Source organism: Thioalkalivibrio versutus (assembly GCF_001020955.1).
Lineage (GTDB): Bacteria > Pseudomonadota > Gammaproteobacteria > Ectothiorhodospirales > Ectothiorhodospiraceae > Thioalkalivibrio > Thioalkalivibrio versutus.
In genome coordinates this window covers 1,326,472-1,341,697 of sequence record NZ_CP011367.1, presented here as the reverse complement: position 1 = coordinate 1,341,697, position 15,226 = coordinate 1,326,472, and the positions used below count along the sequence as shown (strand labels likewise).

At 62.2% G+C, this 15,226-nt stretch carries 16 protein-coding genes, 1 tRNA gene and 1 pseudogene; 5 read left to right on the top strand and 13 right to left on the bottom strand.

All coding sequences use genetic code 11. From position 1 onward, the window contains the following. Positions 1-3: 3 nt before the first annotated feature. The 5 genes from TVD_RS06200 to TVD_RS06180 form a co-directional block, all read right to left on the bottom strand. The gene (locus TVD_RS06200) at positions 4-1,191 is read right to left on the bottom strand and encodes a BaiN/RdsA family NAD(P)/FAD-dependent oxidoreductase (protein WP_018169682.1); all 1,188 of its coding nucleotides are present in this window, start codon (positions 1,189-1,191) and stop codon (positions 4-6) included. Between the two features lie 49 nt (positions 1,192-1,240). Beyond that, on the bottom strand, positions 1,241-1,789 hold the full coding sequence (locus TVD_RS06195; protein ID WP_018145771.1) for an RDD family protein: 549 nt from the start codon (positions 1,787-1,789) through the stop codon (positions 1,241-1,243). Positions 1,790-1,838: 49 nt separating this feature from the next. Further along, positions 1,839-3,401 (bottom strand): phospholipase D family protein, encoded by a 1,563-nt coding sequence (locus TVD_RS06190; protein ID WP_047251110.1) that lies wholly within the window; start codon positions 3,399-3,401, stop codon positions 1,839-1,841. 149 nt (positions 3,402-3,550) lie between these two features. Beyond that, a tRNA-Val gene (locus tag TVD_RS06185) sits at positions 3,551-3,627 on the bottom strand. Positions 3,628-3,894: 267 nt separating this feature from the next. After that, the gene (locus tag TVD_RS06180; RefSeq protein WP_047251109.1) at positions 3,895-4,092 is read right to left on the bottom strand and encodes a ribbon-helix-helix domain-containing protein; all 198 of its coding nucleotides are present in this window, start codon (positions 4,090-4,092) and stop codon (positions 3,895-3,897) included. A 145-nt stretch (positions 4,093-4,237) separates the two neighbouring features. Here TVD_RS06180 and TVD_RS06175 point away from each other — a divergent pair, with 145 nt between their 5' ends. From TVD_RS06175 to TVD_RS06160, 4 genes are read left to right on the top strand one after another with little or no spacing between them, the layout of a single operon-like run. After that, entirely contained in the window at positions 4,238-4,459 is a 222-nt protein-coding gene (locus tag TVD_RS06175) for a hypothetical protein (protein ID WP_047251108.1), read from the top strand. Beyond that, positions 4,452-5,690, top strand: coding sequence for a site-specific integrase (locus TVD_RS06170; protein ID WP_047251107.1), 1,239 nt, complete (start codon positions 4,452-4,454; stop codon positions 5,688-5,690). Before TVD_RS06175 ends, TVD_RS06170 begins: the two co-directional genes overlap by 8 nt. Continuing rightward, complete coding sequence (locus tag TVD_RS06165; RefSeq protein ID WP_052772674.1) at positions 5,683-5,970, top strand: hypothetical protein; 288 nt, start codon at positions 5,683-5,685, stop codon at positions 5,968-5,970. Before TVD_RS06170 ends, TVD_RS06165 begins: the two co-directional genes overlap by 8 nt. Then, positions 5,963-6,931: a metal-dependent phosphohydrolase gene (locus TVD_RS06160; protein ID WP_047251105.1), complete on the top strand. Its 969-nt coding sequence runs from the start codon at positions 5,963-5,965 to the stop codon at positions 6,929-6,931. The genes TVD_RS06165 and TVD_RS06160 overlap by 8 nt, the downstream gene beginning before the upstream one ends. A gap of 218 nt (positions 6,932-7,149) precedes the next feature. On the opposite strand, the gene TVD_RS06155 is transcribed toward TVD_RS06160, so the two are convergent. The 4 genes from TVD_RS06155 to TVD_RS06140 form a co-directional block, all read right to left on the bottom strand. Further along, positions 7,150-9,315 (bottom strand): UvrD-helicase domain-containing protein, encoded by a 2,166-nt coding sequence (locus tag TVD_RS06155; protein WP_047251104.1) that lies wholly within the window; start codon positions 9,313-9,315, stop codon positions 7,150-7,152. 38 nt (positions 9,316-9,353) lie between these two features. Further along, complete coding sequence (locus TVD_RS06150; protein WP_047251103.1) at positions 9,354-9,653, bottom strand: hypothetical protein; 300 nt, start codon at positions 9,651-9,653, stop codon at positions 9,354-9,356. Between the two features lie 62 nt (positions 9,654-9,715). Then, positions 9,716-10,669, bottom strand: coding sequence for an IS1595 family transposase (locus TVD_RS06145; protein ID WP_047250584.1), 954 nt, complete (start codon positions 10,667-10,669; stop codon positions 9,716-9,718). Positions 10,670-10,697: 28 nt separating this feature from the next. Further along, positions 10,698-11,528, bottom strand: a complete 831-nt coding sequence (locus TVD_RS06140) for a hypothetical protein (protein ID WP_205622090.1) — start codon at positions 11,526-11,528, stop codon at positions 10,698-10,700. A gap of 83 nt (positions 11,529-11,611) precedes the next feature. Here TVD_RS06140 and TVD_RS06135 point away from each other — a divergent pair. Next, positions 11,612-12,762, top strand: a pseudogene (locus tag TVD_RS06135) (IS3 family transposase); the annotation flags it as partial. 36 nt (positions 12,763-12,798) lie between these two features. On the opposite strand, the gene TVD_RS06130 reads toward TVD_RS06135, so the two are convergent. From TVD_RS06130 to TVD_RS06120, 4 genes are all read right to left on the bottom strand, one after another. Beyond that, positions 12,799-13,413, bottom strand: coding sequence for a TFIIB-type zinc ribbon-containing protein (locus tag TVD_RS06130; RefSeq protein WP_156167520.1), 615 nt, complete (start codon positions 13,411-13,413; stop codon positions 12,799-12,801). After that, entirely contained in the window at positions 13,358-13,798 is a 441-nt protein-coding gene (locus TVD_RS15105) for an Ltp family lipoprotein (RefSeq protein WP_082119093.1), read from the bottom strand. Before TVD_RS15105 ends, TVD_RS06130 begins: the two co-directional genes overlap by 56 nt. A 135-nt stretch (positions 13,799-13,933) precedes the next feature. Further along, entirely contained in the window at positions 13,934-14,497 is a 564-nt protein-coding gene (locus TVD_RS06125) for a hypothetical protein (RefSeq protein WP_047251100.1), read from the bottom strand. Then, on the bottom strand, positions 14,497-15,105 hold the full coding sequence (locus TVD_RS06120; protein WP_047251099.1) for a hypothetical protein: 609 nt from the start codon (positions 15,103-15,105) through the stop codon (positions 14,497-14,499). The genes TVD_RS06125 and TVD_RS06120 overlap by 1 nt, the downstream gene beginning before the upstream one ends. Positions 15,106-15,226: the final 121 nt, after the last annotated feature.

Here is a 15,226-nt window from a genome sequence, read left to right as displayed (position 1 = left end):
CGCTCAGGCGTACTCGCCCGCGGCGTGGCCGGAGGCCCAAGCCCACTGGAAGTTGTGGCCACCCAGGTGCCCGGTCACATCCACCACCTCGCCAATGAAGTAAAGTCCCGGGATCGTCCGGCACTCCATCGTCTTGGATGACAGCGCAGCGGTGTCCACCCCGCCCAGGGTGACCTCCGCCGTACGATAACCCTCGGTCCCTGCGGGCCACACCGTCCATGGCTGACAAGCGGCCACTACCTGCTCGATATCCGCGTTGCTCAAGTGCTCCAGCGCCCGGTTCTCCACCCACAACTCGCACCAGCGCTGCGCAACCCGGCGCGTCAGCTGCTCGCCCAGCACACTCTTGAGCTCCAGCTTCGGACGCTGCTCGCGCAGTTCGCGCAGATGCGCCGCCAGATCGATGCCCGGGAACAGGTCGATCGCCACCGCCTGCCCCTCCTCCCAATAGGACGACGCCTGCAACACCGCCGGCCCGCTCAATCCCCGATGCGTGAACAGCAGATTTTCGCGAAACCCCATGCCCCCGGCCGTCGTCACCGTATCCAGCGCCACACCCGAAAGCCCCTCCAGCTCCTCCAGGGGCCGCCCGCTCAGGGTGAACGGCACCAGGGCCGGACGGGTTGGCTGCACCGGCAGCCCCAGCGAGCGCGCGAGGTCCAGCCCGAATCCGGTGGCCCCCATGCGCGGGATGGAATAGCCGCCCGTGGCAATCACCAGCGACTCGCAGGCAATGGCCTCCGCACCGGCCTGCAGGCGGTGCGGCGTGCCCGTTTCTACATCCGTCACCGGCGTGTCGGTGCGCACCGCGACACCGGCCGCCGCGCACTCGTCCAGCAGCATCCGCACGATGTCCTTCGACGAATGGTCGCAGAACAGCTGGCCCAGCTTCTTCTCGTGGTAGGGAATGCCGTGCTTGTCCACCAGGGCGATGAAGTCCCACTGGCTGTAGCGGCTGAGCGCGGACTTCACGAAATGCGGGTTCGCGGAGATGAAGTTCTCCGGCTCGCAGTACATGTTGGTGAAGTTGCAGCGGCCGCCGCCCGACATCAGGATCTTCTTCCCGACCCGGTTGGCGTGGTCCAGCACCAGCACCCGGCGCCCGCGGTCGCCCGCCGTCAGGGCACACATCAGCCCGGCCGCCCCGCCCCCGATCACGACCACATCGAAATGCTTCGCCGCCTCACTCATGGCGCGCGCTGCGGCTCGAACCGGGAGTCGGGCGTCGTCCCTGGCACAATCAGCGCACCCACTCCTTGCGTACCACCAAAGTCTGCGCGATCAGGTCATGCAAGGCCTGCCGACGCTTGGTAAAGGCCACCATGATGTAGCCGATCATCAGGATCAGCCCGGACAGGATGGTCGCGAAATGCCGCCCGGTCGCACGCAGGAACGAGATCCGCTCGCCCTGGAAGTCCACCACCCGCAGCCCGAACACCATCTTGCCCAGCGTCGCCTGGTACTGGGAGCTGTGCATGCCGGCCCAGTACAGCCAGGCCACCACGACATTCACCAGAAACCAGGCCGCCTCCCCCGGCGGCACGGGATCATCCGGCCCGCGCGCAGCCAGGGTCTCCGGGCTGATCAGCGCCTGCGCCACGATCTGCGGCACACCGATAATCACCGCATCCAGCAGATAGGCCCCCACGCGCACCCAGAAGCCACCGTAGGCCGCGCGCGCCTCGGGCGGGCCGTCGTCACTACCGACTCCGGCCGCCAGTGGCGCACCACACTGAATACAAAACCGCGCCTCTGGCGGGTTCTGCTTGCCACACTGTCCACAATCCATGATGTCTCGCTCTCCCTTTATGTTGTGCGCTCTCGCCGAGACGGTCCGCCTACAATAACGGCTCGACGGGAAGGATCCGGGTCATCCCGGACACAAACCGACGCCACAGACCCGCCTTGGGCTCCTGACGGTAGGCATTTCCGGAACCGTCCCGCCATACCAGACCACCGGATGCATCCCGCTCCACCCGGTAGGCCACCTGCGGTCGAATCCCCCGTTGATGCAGCGCGGCCAGCTGCTCCACCAAAACCGGCTCGGACAGGAACACACCGGACTCGCTGTTGGTATGCGCCGAGCGCGGGTCCAGGTTGAACGAGCCGACAAAGGCCTCGTCGCGGTCAAAAACCAGCAGCTTGGAATGCAGACTGGCCTGGGAGGCCTCGATGCCGCGATCGCGCTCCAGGCGCGCCCAGCGCGGCGGCCCGGTCGGACGCAGCTCGAACAGCTCGACCCGTGCATCCAGCAACGCATGTCGCCGTCGCGCATAGCCGGCATGGGTAAAGGCCACATCGTTGGCCGCCAGCGAGTTCGTCAGCACCTGTACACGCACCCCGGACTCGCTCATCCGCGACAGCTGGGCCGTCCCGTCGCGCCCCGGCACAAAGTACGGCGAGACGATCAGCAGTTCCTTCTCCACCCCCAGCAGCCGCTCACCCAGGGCGTCCGCAACGCGCGAGCCATCGCCTCGTGCACGCGCCTTGGCCTCGTCATCGACCACGAACTCGGCTTGCGTCGTCCACACATATGCCGCCGGATCGGCAATCGGCTGCGGCACCGGTTGCCCATTCAGGGGTTCCATCTGCATCAGGGGATGGGTGTGATTCTGCGCCAGCCAGGCCCGCAAGGCCCCCTGCTGCATTGCCAGGCGCTCCGGAGAACCGGCCTCTAGCGCAACGCGCTCGACCCCGATCGCGCCCGGACTGTTCCAGAATTCCACGAACGACCGGTCGATCTCGCGCACCAGCGGCCCCACCACCACCAGATCCAGATCCGCAAAATTGTAATCGGGGCTCGCCTCGAAGTACTCGTCCCCGACATTGCGCCCGCCCGTAATCGCCAGGCGCCCGTCCACCACCCAGGCCTTGTTGTGCATCCGGTGGTTCAGGTCGCTACCGCGAAAAAAGAACTCGGCACTGGCCCGCAGCAGGCCCTCGCGCGTACGGAAGGGATTGAAGATGCGAACGTCGATCTTGGGGTGCTGGGCAATCGCGGCCAGCGTCGCGTCCCGCCCACGCGCGTCGACGTCATCCAGGAGCAACGAGACCCGAACGCCACGATCGGCCGCCCCGAGCAATTCGCCCATCAACACCCGTCCGGCAGCATCGTCGCGCCAGATATAGGCCTGCACCTGGATTCGTTCGCGCGCCATGCGCACGCTCATCACCCGCCAGCGGAAGGCTTCGGCCCCCTCGTCCAGCAGCCGGAATCCCGTCTTGCCCTGATCGCGGGCCGGCGCGAATCCTTCCAGCCACTCCGCCAGCGGTCCTTCTGAGGCGGGGAGCTCCAGCGCTTGCCATCCGCGTTCCGGCGCCGGCTGCAACGGCGCACAACCCGCCGCGAGTGCCAGAAACAGCACTGCCAGAAGCCAGGAAAACCGATACGAATCACGCATGAACAAGCAATCGCCCGACGCGATGCCCCCTTATATCGAATAGCACGCCCGGTGCCAGCCTGACGCCGCGTACGCGCCCTGTCGATACCGACCGCCCAGGCATAAAAAAAGCGAGCCGGGCGGACCCTGACTCGCTTTTTTCAACAAATTGGTAGGCGCGATTGGACTCGAACCAACGACCCCTACCATGTCAAGGTAGTGCTCTAACCAGCTGAGCTACGCGCCTGTCGTCTTCGAGTGGCGTATTCTACCGACTCCCCGCCCGCTGTCAAAGCCTCCGTTAACGCGCTGTTTTCTAGGCATCCTTTCAATCCGGACCACCAATAGAACGGGTCGGACAACGGTAAGGCTCCCACCGGCATTCCACCTCCCCGTCAGTGGCTGGGACACTTCTGGGACACAAGTGAGACAGATCTGGGGCAACCGCCTTGTCGGCCCAACGAATCTAAGCCTCCGACTTTGAGCACTACCCCACCATCGGGCTGGTCGGAACTTAGCTCGTCGGACCGCGCCCCGTCCCAACACCTCGCTTCTCAAGGAATTCCTCAATGGCCATCCGCACCACGTCCGAGCGAGTCGGAATATTCGCGAATTGATCGCGGAGCTCGGTACGGCAGGTATCAAGCCGCTCGAGCGTTTCGTCGTCCAGACGGATATTCACCTGCTTCTGCTGCGTTCGAGAGAGCTTCATCCGATATCCAATCTTTCTGGTTAAGAGCGAATTATAGGGCCCCCCCCGTATAGCCGTATAGCTCGCTTCCAAAGATCTTGACACCGGCGTATAGCCGCTATACAGTTAAGTCATGCCGTATAGCGGCTATACAGACGGAGGAATCATGACTTATCTGACTTCAGTAGAACTCGCCAACAAACTCCACATGAATCCGCGCTACGTGAACAACGTACTCAGGAGGGAAGCCCTATCCGAAGGCCGACACTACCTTCGACCCTTCGGTCGACGGAAGGTCCTCTACATCTGGGAGAACATCGAGGAGGACATGTACACCGATGCCATGCCGGCAATCCCGATGGCCAACGGGGGTGCCTGCCATGGGTAATATCCGGGCCAGAAAAGAGAATGGCCGCCTGTACTTGGATTTTTCTTACCGAAAAACCCGCTGTCGGGAGTACACCGCGCTCGACGACACCCCGTCAAACCGGAAACGACTCCAAAAGATGCTCGAACGAATCGAAGCAGAGATCCTTGTGGGGACCTTCGATTACGCCAAAACGTTTCCGAACAGCCCTCGCGCGGAACGATTCTCTCAACCCACGTCTGTGCTACAGGCCGCCGAAGGCCCGGACGCAGGCCCTACGTTCCGGGAATTTGGGGAGACCTGGTTTGCCGAGAACGAGCCTACCTGGAAGCCGTCTTACCGGACGAAGCTGCGGGACATCTTCGATAAGCAACTGGCTCCGCAGTTCGGGGAGAAGAAAGTCAGCGACATCCAGAAATCCGAGATCCTCCAGTACCGCGCCGAACTCGCCAAAGTATGCCGCGACACTGGAAAAACGCTGTCTGCGTCCCGGATCAATCAAATCATGAATGTGCTCCGGCAGATCCTGGTGGAAGCCGCTGACCGATTCGACTTTATCACGCCCTATCAGGGCATCAAGCCGCTGCGTGTCCCCCGCACGCAGGTCGACCCCTTCTCCCTCGAGGAGGTCCAGAAATTTCTCGATACCGTCGATCCCCAGTGGCGGCCGTACTTCATCGTCAGGTTCTTCACCGGGATGCGGACCTCCGAGGTTGATGGGCTGAAGTGGAAGTACGTGGACTTCGACCGTCGCGAGATCCTCGTCCACTCGGCCCGCGTCAATGGCGAGGACACCACCACCAAGACCGATGGATCCATGCGAACCATCCAGATGTCGGCGCTCGTCTACCAAGTCCTCATCGAAGTCCGTGAGGCGATGAACAAGCGCCCGGCCAACTGCCGCAGCGACTACGTCTTCTCCAGCCGCTTCGGCTACCCGCTCTCCTATCACAACGTGAACTACCGGATCTGGTATCCCACGCTTAAGAAGGCGGGCCTGAAGCGCCGCAACCCCTATCAAACGCGTCATACGGCCGCGACGCTCTGGCTGGCCTCAGGCGAAAGCCCGGAGTGGATTGCCCGACAAATGGGGCATTCCAACACCAAGATGCTGTTCACGGTGTACTCCCGCTACGTGCCCAACCTGACCCGGCAGGATGGTTCGGCCATTGACCGTCTCCTGACGTCGCGCATCCAGATGCCCGGCGAACCGACTGTGGACTCCGCGCAGGAGGTCCCCAATCATGAGTGAGATCCAACGAAATGATGCCCTGGTGGGCCACCTCGCCTCGACCGATGCGCCTTTCCAGATGGCGATCGCACTGGTGCGGGCCTATCCATTGGAACAGCAGCAACAACTCTTGAACGCGTTGCACGAGTTCGGTGGGGGTCCCCTCATCGAAACCGTCAACGTATGGATCCGGAAGGAGCTGATGAGCGCCGACTTGGATCTCGACACTCGCGTTATGACATGGCTTTCCACACGGCTGGAACAGATCCTTGAGGATCAGGAGACTGCCGGCGATGTGTAAGACCATTCGCGACGTAAAAACCCACCTGGCCAATCCCGAGTTCGAGATCGATGAGCCGCTGATCGGCACCTACGGTGCGGAGGTCGAGGAACCGAAATTCGGGCACAACGGCGTCCGCTACTACCCCGTTCACCTGTGGGATTACACCGGCACCATCAAGGCCTACGCGCCAGAAGCTGGATGGCCCGACATTGTGGATGGCGCCGCCTCCAAGCTTCATTGCGGCATCCTGCTGAAGCCAGACCGCTGGGGCAGCTCGCAAGCGGTGATCCATCCCCTCCCTGACCTTGGCCCTGAACGGTCCCCCATGGAGCTACTGCCGGCCCATGTCGCCCCCGAGATCGAAAATCTGGAGCGGCTTGTGGACCTGTTCGAATGCCTCAAGACGCCGGCCTACCGCCGCTTCCTGGAACAGGTCTTCCGGGACGACGTATTCACCCGGACCTTCGTGACCGCGCCCGCATCGGGATATTGCCACCATGTCGAAACCGGTGGGCTGCTCGCGCACAGCCTGGAAGTAGCCGAGGCCGTCAAGGCAGCGGTGCGTGGGATAGAGGGCATACCCTCAATGTTCAAGGAGGCTGCCATCATCACCGGGTTGCTCCACGATGCGGGTAAGGCATCTCTCATGGGGCCGGACGCCAAGCACTATCCGCGGCTCAGGCACCAGCATGAAGACCTTCTCGAGTTCGCCCTCTGCGGCCCTCTGGATAGCCTCAAGGCCGACAATCTCGATGCCGCCAGTGCTCTCTGGGGCACGATCAAGGCGTACCTGACGGGCAACACCTACAACATGCCCCTAGCCTCCCTGATCCGCGGTGCCGACGGGGCAAGCGCCCAGGGCAGCGCCATCCGCATCCATGGCCATGCCATCAAGGGGGCTTACTGGAGCAAACTGGGTGGTCGTCGGCCCGTCTGGATCCCACCGCAAAGCGTGGAGCCCGGGATTCTCCAGCGCTAGAACCACTGTGCAGCCGGCACGGCGCTCAAAGCCCAAGTTTTTTCGTCTTGCACTCATTAAAGACTGACGGAATCTTGGGCTTCTATCGTTCGTCGCTATCAAGACGCCTGAACATTCCTCCGCCGCTCCCAACGCCAGACGCAACTTCGAGTCCACTTGCCATTCCCGGCCGGCCACCAGACGGCAAGCTTACCAATAGGTCCGCCAAGGAAAGTTCCTTACGCAATAGCGGTAAGGAACGGGCTCGGGCTGGAAGTGTGGGTCACGTAGAGACCATTGATGGCCCGAGTGGCGGCCACGTGCAGTAGGGCGCGTTCGCTGTCGCGCGTGGCGCGGCGTTCGGTTTCGTCCTCGCTGGACTCGACCGCGTAACGCAGCGGGATCACCCCGTCGTTCACGTCGACGATGAACACGTGGCGGAACTCCAGGCCCTTCACCCGATGCATGGTCGCCAGGCGCACGCCCTCCTGGTCGCGCCGGTCTGCCTGCTTACGTGACACCGGGCGCACGGTCACCCCCTTTGCCTCGAGCGCTTTCTGGTACCGCGTCACGCGGTCGTTGGTGCGGGCGACCAAGCAGATGTCCGCATCGGCGATCTCCTGTTTCTGTAGCTCCCGGATACGCTGCGCGACCCAGGCGAGTTCCTCGTCGAAGCTGTCGAAGCCGACCACCTCCGGCGGCGTGCCGTGCATCAGCGAGCGGTAGCCCTTGCTGTCGTCGTCGCCGCCATCCAGATCATCTACCGCAGTCCCTTCCAGGAGGGCCACGGCGAAGCGGCGGGTCTCCTCGGTCGTGCGGTAATTGATACGTAGTTTCCGGCTACGTCCTCGGACCTCGATTCCGCAGTGGCTCAATGCATAGCGCCGCCGGTAGATCCGCTGGTGGCCGTCGCCCACGATGAACAGGTCGTTCTTCCCACGAGGGACAATTTGGCGAAGGAGCCTCATCCCCTGCGGTCCCATGTCCTGGGCCTCATCCACCACGATCGCGTAATAGGGAAGGTAGCCTCCCCGCCCTTGCTCGATCAGTTCTGCAGCGTCCTGGGTGGCATCCTCGATTGTGCGCAGCCCACGCTGGTGCATCGCGATGCGAAGCTCTTCGAACACCGGCCAAATCGCAGCGCGCTGCATGCGCGAAAGTGCCACGCCGCGCCCCGTTCGGCGCGCACGGAAGTAGCCTGTCCTGTCCTCGATGCGTTGGGGCAGGATCACCCGCTCCCATTCCTCGCGGTAGAACGAATCCGGCAAGCCCACCTCGGCCGGGCGCTGGTCCAGGGCCAGGTCCCAGCACTTGCCGAAGTCAGAATCGTTGTCGTATACGATCCGACCGGGGTACTCGTTCCTTCGCAAGAATCGACTCACCCACTGGTCGACGTGGGTCACCTCGATCCGCTCCAGTTCCTCTGAGGTACAGATCTTTTTCAGGTTTTCCCGGATATCGGTCGCGAGGTTAGCGGTAAACGTAGTGAACAGGATCTTCCTGGAGGCCCCTGCGCCTTCCTGTAGATGGTTTACCAACCAACGTGCCCGGTGCATCGCCACCACCGTCTTACCGGTACCCGCCCCGCCCAACACGCGCACGGGGCCGTTGGTGTCCCACTGCACCAGCCGCCGTTGCGACGGGTGCAGGAAGACGCGCCATTTCTCCAGCGGGGCCTCCAGGATGGCCTGCAATGCGGCATCATCCTCGACCACCACAAAACGTCGTAGCGAATGCGGCTGTTGCAACGCCGCGGCGAAGTCCTCGGTGTCCACTTCGGCAGTCTGGGAGGCGGCAAAGTCCTGCTCCACCTGCTGCAGGCTTTCCCCGGCAGCGAGCATGTACAGGGCCTCGAACGATTCCCGCGGCAGCTCTGTTTCCAGCGCCTCCAGCCCGTCCTCGTCATGGACCGTGCGCACCAATTCCAGACGATCGTTCGGCACCCCGAGACGCAACAGTTCACGATCGCGCAGGTCCGCGAACAAGGGGTCACCCTTGCTTGTCGCTGAGACGCCCGCGTCGTCTTCGGCCTTCGCGGGATCGGTGTCACCCGCTTCGACGCGAGTTTGCAGAAGCTGCAGGCTCCCGGTCTGCGGATGGATGTCGCAGCGATGCCGGCGCGCCCAGTCATACGCATCATCGTGCTTGTCCACCCATAGAAGGACGTAGACGTTGCCGGTATCGGGCTTCAGGACGATCGCGCGGTAGTCCTGATCAATGCGAACCGAACGGAAATTCGGGTCGCGCGCCTGGTGGAACTTCTCGTAATTGATCCCGGCGCTGAACGGATCCGCGCGGAATTTGCCCACGAACTCCTGGACCTTCTTTTGCTGGGCGCGCGGTATAGCCGCGAAGGCGCCCATGAAGTCCTGGGAAATCGCGACCGTTGGTTGGTCATCGCTCATAGAATCCAGTTCCTTGTCTCAAATTCATCCCGAGAACGTTAGTCCTTCAACGCCGAATGGCTTGCGAGCGCCTCGACCACATCATTCCCCAACCCAACGTACAGGGCCCAGTCCTGCACCGCTTCCGAATCACCTACCTCGTCGGCATCCTCCGCGAAGTCTGGGTGGATCACTCCCACCGGGGCGTCGACCCAGGCCAGCTCCAACTCGATGACCACTTCCCCGTCTTCCCTTTGCAATTCGTGTCCCGCCCGCGGCGGCCGGATATCCCGCTCCCGCAGGACACGGACTTTATCCCCGAACAGGGAGTATGCCGCCAGTTGTTTCCAGTCGCCCACCTCCGAGCGCCCTCACTCAAACGGCTCGGACTCAGCCACCGAAGCCTCTTCCCTCGTCCTGATTAGCAACGAGAGTCAGCCAGTCGCAGAACCCGCTCGGGCACGGGCCGGCAGTGCACGGCGGCGACCAGCAGTCGCGCCGGCAACGTCGCCAGATCAAAGCGTCGGTTGAAGCGGTAGGCGAATGCCGCGAGGTAACGGGCCGCGTACTTGGCGAACGCAAATGCATGGTAGCTCCCGCTGAGGCTGGTCTTGAGGTTGCCGAGCACGGTGTTGATCCATTGGAATTCGGGAAGATCCTGGGGTTTGCGCCCGGCCACGACCGTCGGCTGGTGCCGGCAGTCGGCCCTTGCGACGGCGCGGAAGCACGCCAGGCCATCGGAGTGAACCGTGCTTCCCGGAGCCAGATAGGCCCGCGCCCATTCGGTAACGGCGTGGAAGCTGAAGCCCGTGACTGGGGTCAACTTAACCCGCAGGGGATGCCCCGCGTCGCTGAGCGACACGGCCGCGACGAACGGAACCTTGTTCTCCGACCCGCGGCCGGCCTTGCCGCCGGTGCGCTCGCCACCCAGGTAGGCATCGTCCAGTTGCACGGTGCCACTGAGGCCATAGCGCGCTTCCCGCTCGGTCATCGCCTGCATCAGCTTGTGTTGCAGGGCCCAGGCCGTGCGGTAGCTGACGCCCAGCTGGCGTTTGAGCGCCAGCGCCGAGAGCCCCGTCTTGGCCTGGCTGAGCAGATGGATGGCCAGAAACCAGGTGGTCAGGGGCAGCTTCGTTCCCTGCATTACGGTGCCGGCGATCAGCGAGGCCTGATGCCGACAGGCGTTGCACTGAAACATCTTGCGCGGGCTGCCGTGCAGGACGCAGTGGGCTTGGCACCCGCAACGCGGGCAGCGGAAGCCGGCCGGCCATCGGGCCCGCTCCAGCGCCGCCTCGCACTGGGCCTCGGTGCCGTACTGGGCGATGAATGCCGGCAACGACATCCCCGGCTGAAACTGAATCCGATTCTGCGCCATGAGGCCACTCCCCGCTCACTGTGTAGCCTCAGCGTACGCCCGGGGGTGGCTCACCCAGTGAGCCTGGCTGACTCTCGTCGCTAATCAGGTCCCTCGTTGGGGCGTCCTTTTGATCATGGGCGTCACCCGGCGCGTAGCGTTCGGCAGCCACGCCCTGAGCGGACATCATCTGGAAGCCCGGCAAGAACTGCAGAAGGTTCGTCGCCCCCCAGAAGGCCTGCCAGTCCGCCTCGAAATCGGGCCCGGTATCCGCCTTGCCATCATCGAGGGCGAAGACCGCCCGGATGCCTCCGGTCAACGAGGCCGAACTCAGCAGGGCATCCCGCGGAATCACCAATGCGAAACCGACCCGGTATGCCGTTCCCGAAAGGGCCTGTAGCGACCCGCCCACTACCGGCGGATTGGCATCCGAGCCGCGCAGGCGACGCCGCATCCAACCCGGCACCATTGCGTCCAGCTCTGTCAGGGCGGCTTCTCGGAGCTCGGGGTCCTTCAACGTCGCCATGTCCATGACCCCGAATGCTCGGGAACGCGCCGCCATCTCCAGCGTCACGCGGGCCTCTTCCGGGTCCGTCAGGTAACGCTGCAACCAGTACAGTGGGCCGCGCCGAACGGTCTCCTGATATTCGGCGTGACGTCCCCACGCCATCCGCACAGCGAGCTTGCCGAAGCGCTCTTTCTCCGACTCCCGCTGGAGCCCATCCAGGAATATCGCGGCGCGGTCGGAAACCTCGCGCCCAACCTCCGGCAGGTCGCGCCAGCCCAGCGACCAGAACCGAAACCGACCACTATCCAGAATGGCCTGACGCTTGGCCGTATCGTCGTCTACCTGGTCATGATGGGCCGCAAATCCGTCCATGAACACCACGACGGGCAGAACGGGTTCTACCCTGTTAACGCGGACACTCACGAGAAGACCCATACTGGGCCGAAGGAGTGGTCATGTCGAAACGTAAACGTTACACCCCGAATACAAACGGGCAGCGGTGGAGTTGATTCGTCGATCGGGCACAAGCTGCCGGCAGATTGCCCTGGAGCTGGGTATCAGTCCGAACCTACTGACCCGCTGGGCTCGGGAGGCGGAGGCCGGGGCCAGCAAGGCCTTCTCCGGTACGGGGGGCGCCAAGGGATGAGGAGGTCGCGCGTCTGAGGCGCGATCTGGCCCGGGTGACCAAGAAACGGGAGTTTTTAAGAGACGCGGCCGCGTACTTTGCCAAGGGATCATCACCCGGTACGAGATGATTCAGCGTTGCCGCAACGAGTACCCGGTTCGCATGATGTGTCGGTGTCTGAAGGTTTCGCCGAGTGGTTTTTATGCTTGGGACGGTCGGGCGCCGAGTACGCGTGACCAGGATAACCGACGGGTGCTCGGCCGGATCCGGGCGATTCATGCCGACAGTAGCGGTTCCCTCGGCGCACCCCGGATCCATGAAGATCTGGTGGCCGAAGGCGAGACCGCCAGTCTGAAGCGCGTGGCGCGACTGATGGCAGCGGATGCGATCCAAGGCTGGCCCCGGAGAAAGCGTCGAGGCTTTCGACGCCCCAACGAGCGCCCTGCCGGGGTTCCCAATCGTCTCGAACGGGACTTCTCGGCCTCGGAGCCTGAAACCAAATGGGTGACGGACATCACCGAGATCGCCACACAGGAGGGCAAGCTTTTTCTCTGCGTCGTGCTCGACCTGTTCAGCAAGGTGGTGATGGGGTGGTCGATGCATCACCGTCAGGATCGCCAGATGGTCATCCGTGCGGTCGAGATGGCGGTCTGGCAGCGCGAGGGCGACGGGGCGGTGATCCTGCATTCAGATCGCGGGTGCCAATTTACGAGCGGTGACTACCAGCGCTTCCTGAGGCGCAATACGCTGTTGTGCAGCATGAGCAGCGTTGGCCATTGCGGCGACAATGCCGCCTGCGAGGGCTTCTTCGGCGTTCTCAAGCGCGAACGCGTACACCATCGGCGCTACCGGACGCGAGACGAAGCGCGGGCCGATCTGTTTGGCTACATTAAGCGGTTCCACAATCCTAGGATGCGGCGCCGCATCGCCGTTCAGGATCTGAAGTTTTCAGCCCTTTTCAAACCGTCCGCAGAAATGGGGTACAACCCTTCCGGGCTCCATCGCATCACGGTGTCCTCACCCGTACCTGTCTTTGAGCCATCGCTCGGTCACAAACCCGCCAAAGATTGCCAGAATCGCGCCCAGTAGCATCACGGCCCACCCCCATTCCATGGAGGCCGATTCCGAGATCGACATCGCGAGTCCAGCGAACGGATTTCCATCAAGCTCTCTCGCCAAATCAGCCTTACCTTCACTCAACCGACTTGAAAGCGTAAACATCCCGAACACGACAAGTGCCAAGCTGGCGATCCCTGCATACCCGACAATCCTTCGCTTCTTGGCAATCGCGCCGAGAAATATAATCGCGGCAGCTAACACTACGAAGACACCATCACCGTCACCTCCCTTAAAATAGGTGACGCTAATGGCTCCCAAACTAAAGGCTGGCAAAAACGCCCCCAGCGCGAGCAGCGCTGCCCCGGCCATCGCCAGCCCTAGATTGAGCATTGTAAATGGCGCCAGTCGATGAGGAGCATTCGCTCTTGCCGTCCTTTGTGAGCGGCCCATGGACGGATTCGTCAACTTCGCATAGATCACCCCACAGCTCGGACATTCCGTCGCCGGCGTGATCTGGTCATCCTCGGAGGTGCGTTCGTATCCACACTTCGGGCAGCGCTTTCCTTCGCTCATAGTCTACTCCATCAGGCATGTGACATATCATCCCCAAAAGAATGTTTTTAAACCAAAGGTTACCCCTTGCCTCTTGGCAAGCGTTAGTCTGCTGTGCCCCATGGGTTACCTGTCGCTCGGTATATGCATCTCCGTAACTCGATGAAAGTTGATCAATAAGGCCTTTGCACGAAAACCCCTGCATACGCAGGTACTCCCTGGCAGATCGTTCCGCCTGCTTATTCCAATTAATATTGAGACTATCCACCGCTGTGGTCGCATCGCGGACGCTATGGCCATCCCCATAATCGGATGACAGTTGCTGAATTAGCCCGGTCCGTGAGAAGCCCGACAGGTTAAGAGACTGATTTGCAGATCTAACCGCATTTTCTTGAGGCCCCGTCAGACTTTGTGACTATGCTGGTGCAGCAAAAAAAACAGCAATCAATGATGTATTCAACATTTTCATAACGATTCCTCCCTGTACGATAAATACAAGCCTACCTCTGATCCGCCATCGGAAGCTGTTCAGGCAGGCCTCTCAGAATGCCTCTTCGTCTCGATAATGGATCGGGTCTTGTGGAGCCTGGCGCTCTAGGTAGGGATCCGTAATCCAGATCCGGCCGAACTCGCCGAAATCCTCCATCTGAAGCCGGCTGACCGCCAGCAAGCCACCACGGCGTTCCGGAAAGAGGCTCTGCCCATTCAGGTCCTGCACGTGCTGCGGGAAGGTCCGGAGTAAATACATCGGATTCTCGTCCGGGAACGCAGCGCCCAACCGCTGGATTTCCTCGGCTGGGACGATCACACGATCCTCGCCGAAACTCGACAGTAGCAGCCGAGTGCGCCCCCCGTCCTGGGCATCGAGGCGGTCCGCCACATGCAGCAGCAGCCGGAACATCTCGATATTGGATTCCACCCCCGACAGCTCGGAAATATCCAGCGTTATCTCCTCCCCAGGTTGCCCTTGCAACGTGAACTGGAGATCGCCGTTGCGCTCATCGCCTGCGCGCACAGCCTCTTCTAGGTCAGTTAACCGTGGTTCTGCCGAACAGGCCACTGACGACAGCAGCCCAAGAAGCAGGAACGCTCGCAGCCACCACATCAGAACGCCCCCCGGTCCAGTTGATCACCGACGCTCTGGCATTCCGCCCAGTTATCAAACTGCCACTCAAGAACCATCCGCGTGTCGTTTGACCGAGCGGCTCTGGCTATCAACGACAGCGCCTTCACCCGCTTTTGCGGATCGACCGGGTCCGGCTCCCACTGGTAGAAGTAGAAACGTTCGTTGCTCTGAAGCGCCCGCGACCAATATTCAGCGCCGTCCCAGAGTGCTCCGGGCAACAGACGGTCCACCTCTTCGCCAGGGGATCCGTAACTGTCGGAGAGTTGCCCCCGAACTCTCTCCATTCGAGCCCGTACCGTAGAACCGTACCGATCATCGCGGTGAATAGGCCCACGCGCCTGGCCCCAGCACGCTCCTTCTTCCGGGTGGAACTGGATCGCGTAGGTCTCAAACAAAGAATGCGGCAGAGGCGGCTTCTCACCCATCAAGGCCACGAGGCCCGGCTCGGTAGGTTCAATCTCCCGAAATGCCTCGAACTGCGGATGGTCGTAGCGATCCCCAGCATTGATTCCAAAAGGTCCCTGAGCCCCTGCGGCGAGGAACGGAAACGCCCACAAGACACCTGCCACCATGAAGATCCGTCGCATCACACCACCTCCGTTTCGCTGCGCACCCATGGACGGGCCTGCCTCAGACCGCTGTATGACGGGCCATCCAGACCGGTACTCAACTATGCACACAGGAGGCGACTGTTCCTGACGCCTCCAT